Source organism: Gammaproteobacteria bacterium (assembly GCA_016200485.1).
GTDB lineage: Bacteria > Pseudomonadota > Gammaproteobacteria > Tenderiales > Tenderiaceae > JACQEP01.
Map to the genome: position 1 here is coordinate 19,649 of JACQEP010000005.1, position 15,976 is coordinate 35,624.

At 51.5% G+C, this 15,976-nt stretch carries 16 protein-coding genes and 1 tRNA gene; 10 read left to right on the top strand and 7 right to left on the bottom strand.

Translation table 11 applies throughout. The annotated features are described in order from the left end of the window. From lolA to serS, 5 genes are all read left to right on the top strand, one after another. The gene (gene lolA, locus HY272_02450) at positions 1–651 is read left to right on the top strand and encodes an outer membrane lipoprotein chaperone LolA (protein MBI3771551.1); all 651 of its coding nucleotides are present in this window, start codon (positions 1–3) and stop codon (positions 649–651) included. Then, positions 632–1,969 (top strand): replication-associated recombination protein A, encoded by a 1,338-nt coding sequence (locus HY272_02455; GenBank protein MBI3771552.1) that lies wholly within the window; start codon positions 632–634, stop codon positions 1,967–1,969. The genes lolA and HY272_02455 overlap by 20 nt, the downstream gene beginning before the upstream one ends. Before the next feature lie 43 nt (positions 1,970–2,012). Next, positions 2,013–2,387 carry a fluoride efflux transporter CrcB gene (gene crcB / locus HY272_02460; protein ID MBI3771553.1) on the top strand — a complete coding sequence of 125 codons (375 nt, stop codon included), beginning with the start codon at positions 2,013–2,015 and terminating at the stop codon, positions 2,385–2,387. Then, positions 2,384–2,689, top strand: coding sequence for a DUF190 domain-containing protein (locus HY272_02465; protein MBI3771554.1), 306 nt, complete (start codon positions 2,384–2,386; stop codon positions 2,687–2,689). Before crcB ends, HY272_02465 begins: the two co-directional genes overlap by 4 nt. A gap of 188 nt (positions 2,690–2,877) precedes the next feature. Continuing rightward, positions 2,878–4,152: a serine--tRNA ligase gene (gene serS / locus HY272_02470; protein MBI3771555.1), complete on the top strand. Its 1,275-nt coding sequence runs from the start codon at positions 2,878–2,880 to the stop codon at positions 4,150–4,152. Here serS and HY272_02475 read toward each other — a convergent pair. Beyond that, positions 4,142–4,852 carry a type 1 glutamine amidotransferase gene (locus tag HY272_02475; GenBank protein MBI3771556.1) on the bottom strand — a complete coding sequence of 237 codons (711 nt, stop codon included), beginning with the start codon at positions 4,850–4,852 and terminating at the stop codon, positions 4,142–4,144. The genes serS and HY272_02475 overlap by 11 nt on opposite strands. A gap of 126 nt (positions 4,853–4,978) precedes the next feature. Here HY272_02475 and cobA point away from each other — a divergent pair, with 126 nt between their 5' ends. Then, complete coding sequence (gene cobA / locus HY272_02480) at positions 4,979–6,367, top strand: uroporphyrinogen-III C-methyltransferase (protein ID MBI3771557.1); 1,389 nt, start codon at positions 4,979–4,981, stop codon at positions 6,365–6,367. 126 nt (positions 6,368–6,493) lie between these two features. Here cobA and HY272_02485 read toward each other — a convergent pair whose 3' ends face one another. Both HY272_02485 and HY272_02490 read right to left on the bottom strand, forming a co-directional pair. Beyond that, entirely contained in the window at positions 6,494–7,483 is a 990-nt protein-coding gene (locus HY272_02485) for a glycosyl transferase family protein (GenBank protein ID MBI3771558.1), read from the bottom strand. Between the two features lie 87 nt (positions 7,484–7,570). Further along, entirely contained in the window at positions 7,571–8,257 is a 687-nt protein-coding gene (locus HY272_02490; GenBank protein ID MBI3771559.1) for a Bax inhibitor-1/YccA family protein, read from the bottom strand. Between the two features lie 133 nt (positions 8,258–8,390). Here HY272_02490 and HY272_02495 point away from each other — a divergent pair. Beyond that, positions 8,391–8,478, top strand: a tRNA-Ser gene (locus HY272_02495). Between the two features lie 572 nt (positions 8,479–9,050). Here HY272_02495 and HY272_02500 read toward each other — a convergent pair. Continuing rightward, positions 9,051–9,245, bottom strand: coding sequence for a hypothetical protein (locus HY272_02500; protein ID MBI3771560.1), 195 nt, complete (start codon positions 9,243–9,245; stop codon positions 9,051–9,053). Between the two features lie 48 nt (positions 9,246–9,293). Between HY272_02500 and HY272_02505 the strand changes: the two genes are divergently transcribed. Beyond that, on the top strand, positions 9,294–9,959 hold the full coding sequence (locus HY272_02505; GenBank protein ID MBI3771561.1) for an HD domain-containing protein: 666 nt from the start codon (positions 9,294–9,296) through the stop codon (positions 9,957–9,959). A gap of 170 nt (positions 9,960–10,129) precedes the next feature. Then, a complete protein-coding gene (locus HY272_02510) occupies positions 10,130–10,903 on the top strand; it encodes a response regulator (GenBank protein MBI3771562.1) in 774 nt (257 codons plus the stop codon). A 21-nt stretch (positions 10,904–10,924) separates the two neighbouring features. On the opposite strand, the gene hypE is transcribed toward HY272_02510, so the two are convergent. From hypE to can, 3 genes are all read right to left on the bottom strand, one after another. Further along, positions 10,925–11,941 (bottom strand): hydrogenase expression/formation protein HypE, encoded by a 1,017-nt coding sequence (hypE, locus tag HY272_02515; protein MBI3771563.1) that lies wholly within the window; start codon positions 11,939–11,941, stop codon positions 10,925–10,927. Beyond that, the gene (hypF, locus tag HY272_02520; GenBank protein MBI3771564.1) at positions 11,938–14,220 is read right to left on the bottom strand and encodes a carbamoyltransferase HypF; all 2,283 of its coding nucleotides are present in this window, start codon (positions 14,218–14,220) and stop codon (positions 11,938–11,940) included. Before hypF ends, hypE begins: the two co-directional genes overlap by 4 nt. 115 nt (positions 14,221–14,335) lie before the next feature. After that, the gene (can, locus tag HY272_02525; protein ID MBI3771565.1) at positions 14,336–14,986 is read right to left on the bottom strand and encodes a carbonate dehydratase; all 651 of its coding nucleotides are present in this window, start codon (positions 14,984–14,986) and stop codon (positions 14,336–14,338) included. Between the two features lie 246 nt (positions 14,987–15,232). Here can and HY272_02530 point away from each other — a divergent pair, with 246 nt between their 5' ends. Then, positions 15,233–15,910, top strand: a complete 678-nt coding sequence (locus HY272_02530) for a phosphoadenylyl-sulfate reductase (protein MBI3771566.1) — start codon at positions 15,233–15,235, stop codon at positions 15,908–15,910. Positions 15,911–15,976 lie beyond the last annotated feature (66 nt).

The window sequence follows — 15,976 nt, forward strand, 5'->3', positions numbered from 1 at the left end:
GTGTTTGAGCAAGGATTGTTCTGGTTGCGTCAGTGGTGTCTGGCGGCGGTATTGGCTGTAGTTTCTTGTGCGGTGATAGCCGCCGATGCAGCAGAGCCTGTGGCGCGCTTTTTTTCCTCATTTAACGGACTCAAGGCCGATATTGTGCAGTCGGTTTATGATCAGCGGCATCAGCTGCAACAGGAATTGCACGGTTCGGTGGCCATTCAGCGGCCGGGGAAGTTTCGTTGGAGTTATCAAACGCCGTATGTGCAGCAGATTGTTGCTGATGGCCGCAAGCTCTGGTTTTATGACGTAGACCTGGAACAGGTTACGGTGAAGCCTCAGGATCAAACCTTGGGTAGCACACCGGCATCACTCTTGTCGTCGAGCTCGGCATTGAGTGAACAGTTTACTGTCGAAGCTAACGGTCAGCGCGAGGGGTTGACTTGGTTTAAGCTGACGCCTAAAAAGCAGGATGCCAATGTCGAGCGCATCGCGTTGGCATTTAAGGGTGAGACCTTCAAGCGCCTTGAAGTGATCGATAGTTTTGGTCAGTTGACAGTATTTAGTTTTGAGAATCTACAACTCAATCCGAAGCTCGATCCTCAGCTCTTCAAATTCACGGCGCCCAAGGGCGTCGATGTGATTGATGAAACCGCAACACAGTGATTCATCTGCCACAGGCTGGAAGCCATTGGCTGACCGGATGCGGCCGCGCACGTTGGATGAATACGCCGGGCAGCAGCATCTCGTAGGTCCTGGCAAGCCGCTACGGCAGGCGATCGAGAGCGACAGACTTCATTCCATGATTTTCTGGGGGCCACCTGGAACCGGCAAGACGACGCTTGCGCGTTTGATTGCCAATCGTGCCAACGCTCAATTTATCGCTATTTCTGCGGTGCTGGGCAGCGTCAAGGATATCCGCGCCGCTGTGGAGCAGGCGCAACACGTGCGAGAGACGGAGGGACGCGCAACGGTCTTGTTTGTCGATGAAGTGCATCGTTTCAATAAAGCACAGCAAGATGCCTTTTTGCCTTATGTCGAAAACGGCACCTTTATTTTTATCGGTGCGACCACGGAAAATCCGTCTTTTGAGCTGAATAATGCGTTACTTTCCCGAGCGCGGGTCTATGTGTTGCGCGCGCTGCAGCCCGAGGATATTCGAGGCATTATTGATCGTGCATTGTCAGGCACTGAGCATGGGATCGGAAAACCGCTGAAGATGGCACCTGAATTACGTGATCGTCTGGCTCAGATGGCAGATGGCGATGCGCGCCGCGCCTTGAATTTTCTGGAAATTGCCGCTGATCTCGCTGTGCCTACCGAAGATGGCGAAGAAATCACCGAAGAACTACTCAATGAAATCTTGAGTGGCGGTGCCTTGCGGCGTTTCGACAAGGGCGGCGAGGCGTTTTACGATCAAATCTCCGCGCTGCATAAGTCGGTGCGCGGTTCCAGTCCCGATGCGGCGTTGTATTGGTATGTGCGCATGATCGACGGTGGCTGTGATCCGCTGTATATCGCACGGCGCGTGGTGCGCATGGCGAGTGAGGATATTGGCAATGCCGATCCACGCGCACTCACGCTCGCGCTGGAGGCGTGGGATGTACAGGAACGTCTCGGTAGTCCGGAAGGTGAGTTGGCGATCGCTCAGGCGGTGGTCTACATGGCCTGTGCGCCGAAGAGTAATGCGGTGTACGTCGCCTTTAATACTGCCATGGCTGACGTGAAACAGCACGGTTCCTATGAAGTCCCTATCCATCTGCGCAATGCGCCGACCAAACTGATGAAGGAACTGGGTTACGGCCGCAAATATCGTTACGCCCATGACGAGCCCGAGGCCTATGCCGCAGGCGAAAACTATTTTCCTGAAGACATGCCGCCACGGCAGTATTATCAGCCGACGCCACGCGGGCTGGAGGGCAAGATCGCCGAGAAACTGGCCCATTTGCGGAAATTGGATGCTAAGTCCAGAGGTGCCAAGTGATCGGGTATAATCTCGCTATTGATGAGCGAGAATGGGAGCGAGCTTGAATCAACTGATCGCGATTGCCGCTGGTGGAGCGCTAGGCTCCGTGGCACGATTCTGGATGTCGAGCGGCATGTATCAGTGGTTAGGTCGCGACTTTCCTTACGGGACATTGGCGGTCAATGTGTTGGGTTCGTTTTTGATGGGACTGTTATCAGTGCTGTTAATCGAGCGTCTGGCGCTGGGACCTGAGTGGCGGGCCGCGATTTTGATTGGAGTCTTGGGTGGCTTTACCACCTTTTCTGCCTTTTCGTTCGAGACACTTTCTTTGCTCGAGACGGGCGCTATCAGCCGGGCCGTTTTGAATGTGATAATGAGCGTTGTGCTGTGTCTCGGTGCCGTATGGTTGGGATCAGTGGCGGGGAGACAATTATGAAAATGACCGAAGTCACCATGGTGCGCCTGTATCTCAGCGAATATGACAGCCATCTGGATAATCTGCTCAAGCGCCTGCATGATTGGGAAAAGGTGCGGGGCGTGACGGTGTTTCGTGGCATCGGGGGTTTTGGTGACACCGGCCAGGTGCACAGTTCACGGCTAACAGATTTGTCCCTGAATTTGCCGCTGGTGGTTGAATTCTTCGATGAACCCGCCAAGATTGAAAATATCCTTGAGCATTTAAATGCCACGATCAAACCTAAACATATGGTGAAGTGGAATGTGTGGGTGAATGAATAGTGATTTGAAATTATTTACCACAGAGACACAGAGACACAGAGACACAGAGACACAGAGAAGTAAAAATGTGAGCAGAATAAGCATGTGCATTGACGGTATTGAGTATGAATTCAATGCGAATTAATCATTTCTCCGTGTGCTCTGTGCCTCTGTGGTGAATATTAAAGATATTAAAGGAAAGGTTTGTAATGCTGGACCCGAGATTAATTCGAAATGAACTGAATGAAACTGCCGCCAAATTGGCTAAGCGTGGTTTTACATTGGATGTTGCGCGCCTGGGGGAATTGGAAAGTCGCCGCAAAGAGATTCAGGTACGCACCCAGGAATTGCAGTCCGAGCGAAATAGCCGCTCCAAAGCTATCGGGCAAGCAAAGGCCAAGGGCGAGGACGTGGCTCCATTGATGTCAGCAGTGGCCGATTTAGGCGATCGCCTCAAGGCCGCAGAGCAGGAATTACAGCAAGTTCAGATCGATCTGGAAAATATCTTGTTGAGTGTCCCCAATATCCCGCATGCCAGCGTCCCTGAAGGGCGCGATGAAAATGATAATCGCGAGATTCAGCGTTGGGGTGAGCCTGCGCAGTTTGATTTTGAGCCGAAGGATCATGTCGATCTCGGCACCACGTTGGGGCTGATGGATTTCGATACTGCGGCCAAGATTACCGGTGCACGGTTTACGGTGATGTCCGGTGCCATGGCGCGGCTGCATCGGGCATTGATTCAGTTTATGCTCGATTTGCATAGCAGTGAGCATGGCTACACCGAGACTTACGTACCTTACATGGTCAATGCCGATAGCTTGCGCGGCACGGGTCAGCTGCCAAAGTTTGAGGCGGATTTATTCAAACTGTCAGGTGAACAGAATTATTATCTGATTCCAACGGCAGAGGTGCCAGTCACCAATATCGTGCGCGACGTGATTGTGGATAGTGACGTCATGCCGCGCAAGTTTGTGTGTCACACGCCGTGTTTCCGCAGTGAAGCGGGTTCTTATGGCAAAGACACGCGTGGCATGATTCGCCAACATCAATTCGAAAAAGTGGAATTGGTGCAGATTGTGAAACCACAAGATTCCTATCAGGCCCATGAAGAGCTGACTCGACATGCCGAAATTGTGCTGGAGAGGTTGGGCTTGCCTTACCGGCGTATTGTGTTGTGCAGCGGCGATATGGGCTTTTCAGCGGCCAAGACCTATGATCTGGAAGTCTGGTTGCCGGGGCAGCAGAAATACCGCGAAATTTCTTCGTGCAGCAATTTCGAAGATTTCCAGGCGCGACGTTTACAAGCGCGCTGGCGTAATCCTGAAACGGGTAAGCCGGAATTGGTGCATACCTTGAATGGCTCCGGTCTTGCCGTGGGCCGGACTTTGGTCGCGATCATCGAGAACTATCAGCAAGCCGATGGTTCGATTCGTGTGCCGAAAGTACTCCAAGGTTACATGAACGGCGTAGAAGTTATTTGCTGATCAGGATCGGTTTCAGCCAGCGCGCATACAAAACATCTGCTATTTTCTGAAGACGTTCAACGCGGCGTGCCAAATCTTCGGTCATCGCAGTTGGGTTTTGTATGCTGGCTGAAGGCGCTACGCCTTCCTGATCGAAGTGTTCCGCCCAATGTCGCACCATGGAAACTGTCATTTCAACATGACATTGCAGCCCCAGTGTATTACCCAAAGAAAAGGCCTGATTGGTACAAAAATCGCTGCCAAACAAATGCACGGCATTTTTCGGCAAGGTAAAGCGCTCACCATGCCAATGAAAGACTTCGAAATTTTGTGCTAACCCATGCAGCCATTCGTTATTAACGTCATTGCTAGTTTGTGTGACTGGTAGCCAACCCAATTCCTTAACGGGATTGCGATCAATGGTGCCGCCCAGTGCCTTGCTGATCAGTTGTCCCCCCAGGCAATGGCCCAGGATTGGTATCCGTAACTCCTGAGCTTTGCGGATGAGGGTGAGTTCTTGTGTAACCCAGGGCAGTGGATCGTTGACGCTCATCGGTCCTCCCATAAAGACTAGTCCCGAAAACAACGCTGGATCGATGGGAACGGTATCTCCGGCGTCGATTGCAATCAATTGATAGCGTAGACCGTGGCGATCAAGCACCTCAGTTAGATAGCCAGGGCCTTCTCCAGCAAAGTGGCGGAAAATCAGAATCGGTTTCATGGGCTGACCTGCGAATTGATGGTCCAGTGTATCGTGGAGCCATTGGGTTTGAACAGATAGCGGATGCCAAGGATAAGGGAACGGTATGTTAAAATGACAGTCATAACAGTTTATTAAGGTTTGACCATGCAGTATTTACCGATATTTGTCGATCTCAAACAAAAATCATGCCTTGTCATTGGCGGTGGCGAGGTGGCCGCGCGCAAGGTGCAGATGTTGCTGCGGGCACAGGCGCAGGTCACCGTCGTCGCCCCCCACTTGTGCCCGATATTGCAGTCGTTTGCCAATGAGGGGTCGATTGTCCATATCGCCGGAACTTATCAAGAGTCGCAGCTCGAACACGCTACACTCGTTATCGCTGCGACCGATGACGAGGCAGTGAATCACGAAGTCTCGTTGCAGGCGCGTCAGCTGAATCTTCCTGTGAATGTAGTGGATCATCCTGAGCTTTGTAGTTTTATCTTGCCTTCAATTATTGATCGCTCACCGGTGTTGATCGCAGTCTCCACTGAGGCGCAGTCACCCACCTTGGGCCGCTTATTGCGTGCACGCTTGGAAACGCTGGTGCCTGCGGGGTATGGTCGGTTAGCAGAATTCAGTGGTCGCTTTCGCCAACAGGTCAAACAACGATTTGCAACCATCGGTCAGCGGCGCCGGTTTTGGGAACATGTGTTGGAAGGCCCGATTGCAGAGCAGGTGTTGACGGGTAAAGAGGCGGAGGCAGAGCAGGCGTTGATGTCGGCGCTGGCAGCTACAGATTCTGAATCCCTGACGCGAGGTGAAGTGTATCTCGTCGGTGCAGGTCCGGGTGATCCTGATCTACTCACTTTTCGTGCATTGCGCTTAATGCAGCGTGCCGATGTTGTCCTTTATGATCGACTCATCTCCCCACAAATTCTGGATTTGGTGCGGCGTGAAGCGGAACGGATTTATGTCGGCAAGCGCCGTGATTTTCATGCCGTGCGCCAGGAAGAGATCAATCAATTACTGATCGATCTGGCGAGCCAGGGTAAGCGTGTATTGCGACTCAAAGGCGGCGATCCGTTTATTTTTGGACGTGGCGGTGAAGAGATCGCGGGCCTTGCAGCGGCGAATATACCTTTTCAGGTGGTGCCTGGGATTACCGCGGCCACGGGCTGCGCGGCCTATGCCGGAATTCCGCTGACGCATCGTGATTATGCACAGTCGGTGGTGTTTGTGACCGGTCAGCTGAAGGATGGCGCGGTGGATCTGGATTGGTCTACGTTAATCCAGCCGCGTCAAACACTGGTGGTGTATATGGGATTGGCGGGTCTTGATATTATTTGCAGTGAATTAATAAAGCACGGTATCCGCACCGATATGCCCGCCGCATTGGTGGAGCAGGGGACGCTGCCACAGCAGCGAGTCCATATCGGCACAGTCAGTACCTTGCCGAAAATCATTGCAGGGCTGGATGAAGTACATGCGCCGACATTATTAATTGTCGGTGATGTGGTGAAACTGCATGAGCAGCTCGCCTGGAATAAAAACTAAAATCCACGAAAAATAAATGTACGAGTGCATGGATGCACGAGGGCAACGCAGGGAGCAATTGCCGAGGGTGGGTTAGCCGCAGGGCGGCGTAGCCCACCGAGCCGTCGCCAGAGGCGACACAAAACTTTAAAGCCAATCCTTCGGCCTCGCACTCCACCAATCATTTGCCAATGCCATCGCGCTTGCCGGAGAGTCTGCTTTATTCAACAAGCGTAACGCAACAGCACAGGTGCCAGTGACAGCTCCGATAGCGTATTCATCGTCATGCGCCCCACGCCAGAGTGCGGTAAGTTCAGCAACATTTAGCTGATCTGGCCGCACATGGCGGCGTTCGAAGATTGATGGCCAGTCTTCAATGCCGGTTTCACCATTGTTGACCCAATACAGTTTGCACGGCGAATCGGGATTACGCTCAATCTCGCCCCCCTCACCTTTGATGATGGCAGTATGAGGTTGCCCCAGGCACAGCGCTGCACCTTGATGGATGTTCTGATAACCGGGATGAAAGATGCCTTGCATCTGATACGGTGCATTCAGTGGATTTAGCATCCGCGCTACAGTATGCACCGGCGAGCGTAGACCAAACAGTGGTCGCAGATCCATGATCGCCTGCAACGCAGGGCAGAGATCGGCAAGATCAACATAGGCAAAGTTATTTTGAGCCAGCTGTGTGGCCGCAGTGTTTAGATCCAGACTGGGGGTTAATCCCAATTGTTGCAAGATATCGCAGGTGTAAAGACGTCCGGTGGTATGGCCTCCCGCGCCATGCATAAATACGCGCACGCCATTGGCAGCCAGTAATAATGTACTCAGAATGAACCAAGGCAGATGGCGACGCTTGCCCGCATAGGATGACCAATCAATGTCCACGGCAGGGACAGGCGTGGGCAGTGGAATCCGTTCACGTACTGCACGCACAAAGCCCGCCACTTCTTCAGGCGTTTCTTCCTTGACGCGCATCAACATCAAAAAAGCACCGGTTTGCACCGGCTCTGCAGCGCCATCCAGGATCATGCCGAGCGCCAGACGCGCTTCGTCTTCGGTCAAGGCGCGCGAGCCGTGGCGGCCCTTACCAAGGATGCGTACATATTGAGCAAATGGATGTTCAGTCGTCATGTGAGAAACCAGTATTTAATTCGCTACCACAATACCAAAAATAAAGGCCCCATGCGGGGCCTTTATAACCATTTAACGAATGCCTGATCAGTCGTCGTTAGCGAAGCCGATCAACTGCAACAGGCTGATGAAGAGATTGTAAATATTGAGGTACAGTGAAACGGTCGCCATGATGTAATTGGTTTCGCCACCATTGACGATACGGCTGGTATCAAACAGGATGAAGCCGCACATCAGCATGGCGACCAGGCCCGATAGCGCCAGTGAAGCGCCGCTGAACTGATAACCAAACAGCCCGGCAACCAACAATGCCAGCATCCCAACCACGGCAATCAGCAAGCCCGCCATCAGGAAGCCCCCCATAAAGGAGAAATCCTTGCGTGTGGTCAACACATAAGCCGACAAGCCGACGAACACCACCGCTGTCGCCCCCAGGGATTGCATCACAATCATCGAACCATTCGCCATGTTCAGGTAGTGGTTCAGGACCGGGCCGAGGCCAAACCCCATCAGACCGGTAATGGCGAATACCACGCCCAGGCCAGCGACAGAGTGCGCCGTGCGTGGCAACACAAACCAGATCAGCCCCAGCGAGACCAGTGAGCCAACCATGGATACCCAGTACGGGGCTTGTACCGCCATTGAAACGGCGGCCATTACTGCGCTGAAGGCCAGGGTCATGGCCAGCAACATGTAAGTGTTGCGCAGCACCTTCTGGGTGGCGAGGGTGCCGGAAAGGGGGCGGGCGATAGAAGCTTGATTGTATTGCGACATTACATTGATCTCCTTATGGAAAATCTAACAACTGCCAGACACCAACAGTGTATCGTTTGACCCAAAAATGGCAAGTCGGTTCCAACTAAGTTGGCAATATTCCTCATTATTCGGTATCCTTCCGCTTCCAAACGGAGAGCTGGCTGAGCGGCCGAAAGCGGCGGTCTTGAAAACCGTTGAAGGGTGACCTTCCGGGGGTTCGAATCCCTCGCTCTCCGCCAAATAACACCAAAAGCCAATAATTACGCTAAATCAACGGGATAGCGCAATCCCGGGGTCAGAAATGGTGTTACATACTAGTGTGTAAATTATCCCCCTTTTCCCGGTAGCATTTTTATACATTTCGACGCTTTGATTTGATGATATTCCGGGCTGCTCATGTTGCCCCTGCAAGCCATTTGAACCCCGGCTTTTTTGATCCCGGCACGTAGTCAGATGCTGATTCCCCTCTAAAATATCGTATGCCTCAGTCGGCCGAGGCGCTGGTAATTGTATGCATTAACATCGCTGATGGTTTTGAGAAACAGATATCGTGTTATCAGTAAAACAATCGTCACATCATTGTTAACAATTGTTTCGCATTCATTCAACATCAAACCACAATCATTTAGCTATAAATATATATGTTAATGTTTCCGAAATAATACATGGGGATCATCGTCATTGATGTGAGTATATTTATGTCCGAGATTGCTGCGCAAATACCGATAGGGTCCACAGACGCTACGAAGTCTACCGTTGAAGAGGGGACTCTGTAGAAGAAAAGATAATCGAACCCGTCAATATTGAAAAATTAAATCCATTCGAGATTATTGATCACTGTGCCGACAAGGTCGGTGAGATTCTGCCAAATCTGGCGAAGTATCAGAATGCTGAAAGTGAGATTCTGGCTATCAGTGATGCGCTCATAAGCGCATGTAAAAAAGATATTGATGCCACCATTGGTGCTGTTCACGTTGCGCACAGACATCAATATAGCAATCTGCATCCAATATATACTGCAGTAATTAGCTACATTCTTTGCGATACTTTAGCGATGGACGCGAAATCATCGCAAAGCATTATCTCTGCAGCGTTGACATCTAATATTGCCATTCTCAATTTGCAGGATATATTGCAGCAACAATCGTCGGCACTTAGCGAAGAACAACAAAAAGAGGTGCGCAGTCATCCTGAGAAGGGTGTGGCGATGTTGAAGGCATGCGGTATTAATGATCCGGAGTGGTTGGATAGCGTTCGTCAGCATCATGAGCGCGCCAATGGTAAAGGTTATCCTGGTGGGCTGACTGGAGACAAAACAGTAATCGGTGCCAAGATTCTTGCGCTGGCGGATGTTTACAGCGCCATGATATCGCCGCGTGTTTACCGGAAATCACTGGAGGCTTCAGGGGCGCTAAAAACCGTTTTTCTCGAGCGTGGCAAGGAATATGACGAAACGCTTTCAATTCTCTTGATCAAAAGGATGGGAATCTACCCGCCAGGCAGTTACGTCCGACTCAGGAATGAAGAAATCGCGATTGTAACTAAACGCAGCTATGACAGTATGAAGCCGGGTGTGGCAAGTCTGGTGAACCCTAATGGGAAAAGCTATATCAAACCGCTGTATCGCAATACGCAAAGTCCAGAATATAGTATTCTCGGTGCGGTAGAGTTTAATGGGGAACTGGAGATGGCACTGCCGTTGATCTGGGGATATGGATGATCTTTTTCAAATAATTAACTAATATAATCATATGGTTATGATTATATTGGCAAGTGATCAACCCCCTCCATTGCAAAGAATCGGAAAGTTGCCGAAATAATATATAGTGTGCAGGTGATCGCAGGTAATACATAACTTTCCGATTTCTGAATTATTGACCGAGGTAATTTATGCACGAAAAAAGCTTTGCCTTGGTGATTGATGATTCAATATCCATGCGTCAGTACGTTACCTCCATTTTACGTCAGGATGGACGATTGGGTGAGGTGATTGAAGCTGAAAATGCCGATCATGCCTTACGTCTGTTACAAAGTTACGATGGGCGCTTGTTGTTCATCGTGAGTGATTGGAATATGCCCGGCATGTCGTTAGGCGATTTTTTGAGGAGCATCCAGTTACGGCCTCGACTAGCGGGCGCGCCGGTGTTTCTTCTCACTGCCGAGAATGAGGCCAAGGCGCAGTTTGTTGCGGATGCAATTGGCGCAAGCGCGGTATTGACTAAGCCGTTTAAGGCTGAAGATTTATTGAATATGGTCGTGGCGGCGATAGGCGTGGATGAGCGTCGGCGTGCCAAGCGAATCCAACCCATGATCAGCTGTGATGTTGATCTTGGATTTTCCGAAGGCCAGCAAACGTATTCTGGAGAAATAATTGATATTTCGGAAACGGGTATTTTGTTGCGTTCGCCGGTGCCTTCGACAGGGGCCGGTTATATTTATGATTATGCGACCATTCTGTTGCGCCCGGTTACGGGGGAAGTAATGAAGTTATATGGTCAGATTATCCGTCTTGAGGCGGAAAAACAGCATCGTGACGAATCTGGCGATGACAGACAAGTATTAATTGCATTTGACTTTGGTCGCATGGATTCGATGACACGTGATCAGCTGCGACATTACATTATGTTGAGTGATGCGAATAATGTGGTTGGGGATCGAAATTAATCGCATGTGGTGTGAGATTCTCTAGCAAATTCTGGGTAATGGCTCGTCATCCAATTCCGGTAATAGTCGTTGGCCTCCAAGTTCTGTTTCCAGTGTCACACGTCCTTTCGAATTTGTAATAGTTCCAATTATCGCTGTCTCAGTGGCGCCGGCGGTATGCAGTTGGTCGAGGGCGATTTGTGCTTGCGAACTGGCAATCACCGTGACGAGGCGGCCTTCGCAGGCAAGATAGAGAGGATCATAACCCAGGATTTCGCAGAATGAGCGCACTGGGTCGCGTATCGGGATAGTGGATTCAAATAAAGTTACGCCTAAACCACGCGCATGGCTAATTTCATGGGCCACGGTAGCGAGTCCACCGCGTGTAGGGTCGCGCATGAAGCGAAGGCCATCGAGTGGTAGTAAGACCTGCACAAGAGGAAGAATGGAGGCGGCATCGGATTGGAGTTCGCCGCTGAGGCCAAAAGTATTGCGGGCGAGGAGTACGGCAGCACCATGATCCCCAATCGGTCCGCTGACAAGAATGGCATCGCCGGTTTTGATGGATTGCATGCCGAATTGAATGTGCTTGGGCTTGATCCCAATACCACCGACGGCAATATATAGGCCACTGCCTTCACCTCTTGGGACAACTTTAGTGTCGCCCGCGACGATGTGTACTTTGTTGTCGCACGCAGTGCTGGCCATGTCATTGATGATGCGTTGTAGTTGCGCCAGCTCCAGCCCTTCTTCAATAATCAGATTGACAGTCAAGTAGCGGGGCAATGCGCCGCTGACGGCAAGATCGTTAATCGTGCCGTGGATTGCCAGTGAGCCAATGCTGCCGCCGGGAAATTCAAGCGGCTGAACGGTAAAGCTGTCACTCGTCATCACCAGCTGATGATCGGGTGGTATGGCGTTGATAGGTAACGTTGCGGCATCAGTATTCGTATCGAGATATGGATTGTTAAACGCGGTGGCGATAATTTCTTCGATCAATTGCCGCATGCGGCGGCCGCCATTGCCGTGGGCGAGGGTGATACGCGGTGTATGCGTCATGGGGTGCTCCTGTGCATCACTTCTATGGCTTGGCCAAAACTGAGGCCGCCGTCATTACAGGGAACAGATCGATGTAATAACACGTGGAATCCGCCTGTTTTTAATAGGGAAACAGTTTCTTCGGTAAGACGGTTATTTTGAAATACACCGCCGCTGAGGCCAATCAAATTGATTCCATATTTGGCTCTTGCCAGTTGACTTTGGGCCAACAGATTGTGCGCCAGGCTCGAGTGAAAGTCAGCGGCGCGCTGTGCAGATGTGAGTTTATTGTCCTGTAACCGGGTGACGAGCGGATGCCAGTCGCAGCGCCAGAGCCGGGCATTGCGCTGGTCAATGGGCAGGTCAACGGGATTACCGAAGGAGTTGCAGGTGTGTTCCAACAGCATGGCCGCCTGAGCTTCGTAACTGGCATCGTCGCACAATCCTAAGATCGCGGCAGCGGCATCAAATAAGCGGCCAATGGCGCTGGTTTGATGACAGTTCAGATTTTGTTGCCAGGCTTGGTGGACGATGCGTGTAGCTTTATTTTCATTCACAGGTAGACCAAGTTCCCAGCATAGCGCGGCAGCGCTACGCCAGGGTTCGTGTGCGGCGCGGTCGTTGCCTTGCAAACGCCAGGGGCGGAAACTGCCGACTCGCTGCCAAGTTCCGGGGTGGCCAAGCAGTGTCTCGCCGCCCCAGAGCGTGCCGTCATCGCCAAGACCCATGCCATCCCAGGTGAAGACGAGCGCAGTTTCCTTGCACCCATGTTCGCCCATTAACGCAGAGGCATGGGCGTGATGATGCAATACTGTTTCGATTTGATAGTTTTGAGTTTCGGCCCAACGATGTGCAGTGAAGCCAGGATGGCGATCGCAAACGATGATTTCTGGATTTACTTGATAGAGATTCTGTAACTCATGGCTGAGTTGAATCAGTAAATCGAGACTGGCGGGACTGCTTAGGTCGCCGATATGCGGAGAAACGACGACACGGTCATCCCAGGCGAGCGTGAGCGTGGTTTTGAGATGCCCGCCCAGTGCAAGTATGGGTTGGCGAGTAGTCCAAGGCAAATTCAGTTCAAGTGGCGCAATGCCACGACCAAGCCGAATCGGTCGTGCTTGCTTGGCGATGATGCGATACACACTATCATCTGCAGGACGCAATATAGTGCGGTTGTGATGCAGTGCGGCGTCGGCAATGTTGCGCAATTTATGATCAACTTCTTGTTCCCGGTAGAGTACCGGTTCGCCGCTGATGTTGGCCGAAGTAGCCACCAGCGGGCCACCGAATTCGTTGGCGATGAGATGATGTAGCGGGCTGTAGGGTAACATTATGCCAACTTCATTCAATCCAGGAGCAATGGTGGCGGCCAAGCGGCTGTTTTTTTTACGTGGCAACAAGAGAATGGGGTGCTGTGGGTGAAGCAGAGTTTCAGCACCAAGCGCATCGATGATTTCAATATCACAACGCACAGCATCGAGGCCATCCTCTCCGCGCCAGGGATAAAGTATGGCGAGCGGTTTGGCGGGGCGATGTTTGCGTTGGCGTAATGTGTCTACCGCTTCGTTATTGTAGGCATCGCATAACAGGTGATAACCGCCAATACCTTTGACAGCGACGATTTGGCCGTCACGCAGGGCTTGAATGCAGGCGTGGATTGCAGCGTTGTTATCCTCGATGGTTTTCGTTTCACGATAATGATGAAAGCGAAGTTGTGGTCCGCAAGTTGGACAACTTATGGTCTGGGCATGATAGCGGCGATCTGTGGGATCCGTGTATTCATTTTGGCACTGCGGGCACATTGGAAAGTCGTGAAATGTCGTGTGCTCCCGTCCGTAAGGGAGTGACTGCAAAACAGTATAGCGAGGACCGCATTCGCTACAGGCGATGAAGGGGTAGCGATAACGGCGATTGTCTGGATCATTGAGCGCTTGTAGGCAAGCATCGCATAGGCTCAGATCGGGCAGCAGGTGTGGGTGGTTGATTTGATCAGCCGAGCTGTCATGGATTTCAAAGTTATCAGTGCATTCGGCATCGCAGTCACTGGATTGCAGCAACACTGGTTGGCTAATGGTGGGCGCTTCGCTCAACAATGCCAGTTCGAACTTCAGAACTTGCTCTGAGTCGCCATGTGCAATGATTTCGACAACATCGCGCTGATTGCGTACCCAGCCGCCGAGTTTGTAACGTTTGGCGAGTCTGGCAACAAAGGGGCGAAAGCCAACGCCTTGCACTAGGCCGCCAATCAACCAGCGGCGGGTGAGTATGACGGCATTGTGAATGAGGGCTTGCGGCATGTCTCCATCATAGGTGGAGAGGGGCTGGGAGTGAAGCGAAGATGGATGTGTCGCCTGCGGCGACGGCTTGGTGGGTTACGCTGCTACGCCGCTAACCCACCCTACATTTATTATTTTAACCTTCGTTTTGAGGGGTGATCGCAATCCGATACAGCTCAGAGATTTCATCCTGCTTGCTGACGCACAGGCGCAGGTCGCGCAGCAGACCGTCCTTGATGCTATAGATCCAGCCGTGGATGGATAGCGATTGGTTGCGCTCCCAGGCCGCCTGGACGATCGTGGAATGACTGATATTGTGAACCTGTTCGATCACGTTCAGCTCGCAGAATTTATCCCAGCGTTTGTTTTCGTCCTGGATGGCGTTGAGGGCGTGCTCATGTTTTTGATAGACATCACGCAGGTGGCGCAGCCAGTTGTCGATCAGGCCCAACGGCTTGTTGTCCATGGCCGCTTTGACGCCACCGCAGCCGTAGTGACCGCAGACGATGATGTGTTCGACCTTGAGCACGTCGACGGCGTATTGGACAACCGATAGGCAATTGAGGTCGGTGTGGATGACGACGTTGGCGACGTTACGGTGGACAAACAGTTCGCCCGGTAACAGCCCCACGATCTCATTGGCCGGAACACGGCTGTCGGCGCAGCCGATCCAGAGAAAATCCGGCGCCTGCTGATTAACCAGTTTTTTAAAGAACTCAGGATCGTTTTGAGTGATCTTTTGGGTCCATTTACGATTGTTTTCTAAGAGATTTTCTAGTCGTTCCATGGGTGCCATATCAGTGGTTGTAAGCGCGGCTAGGATAGCAGCTTGTCGCCCTGGCCGCAAAGCACGAGAGGGGCACGGGTAAAATAGCTGATGCGTATATCTATATACAAAAAAATAACATAATAAACCATTGGTTATAGTATAATTGTATAAAGGTTAATGCAGCGTAAGATTGAGTGTCCTCGAGCCGGACCGAATTTGAGTGATTGATAGAAGATGGCGGTATCCATGGCAGCTACAGAGAAAATGACCAGCACAGACTCAATAGAAACACTGATTCAGGATTTGAATCAGCGCTATCGGCCACTGAATGTCGAAGAAAGGGTAAAGCAACTTTATCGTGACTTTACAGTCGCAGAGGTGATGCTGACGTCATCATTTGCGGCTAATTCGGCGCTGCTACTGCATTTGTTTGCCACCACAGCGCCGGAGCAGCCCGTGCATTTCATCGACACGGGATTTCATTTCCCGGAAACCCTGGCTTATAAAGACAAATTGATCGAGCTTTATCATTTGCAGGTCATTGATGTGCGGCCCGAGGACTGGAAACACGAATACACGGTCAAGGATCAAACCTGGAAGACCGATCCTGATTTCTGCTGCTCGGTGAATAAGGTCGAGCCCTTGGAGGCAATCAAAAAGAATTATAAGGTCTGGGTATCCGGCTTGATGCGCTGGCAGACCGAACATCGCGCCGATTTGGATGTATTTGAATTTCGGGGTGGTATTATCAAATTTTATCCGTTGGTTGATATCACGAAAGAACAACGCGAAGAGTATATTCGTACCCATAATCTGCCGTTCCATCCGCTGGTGGCACAGGGATATTCTTCCATTGGCTGCACGCATTGCACGCGTCCTGGGGATGATCGGGCGGGGCGGTGGGTGGAGAGTGCCAAGACGGAGTGTGGTTTGCATCTCTAAATATAGAGATTAAAAAAATCCAACGCAAAGGCGCAAAGGCGCGGAGAAGTGCCAAAAATTGGCGGG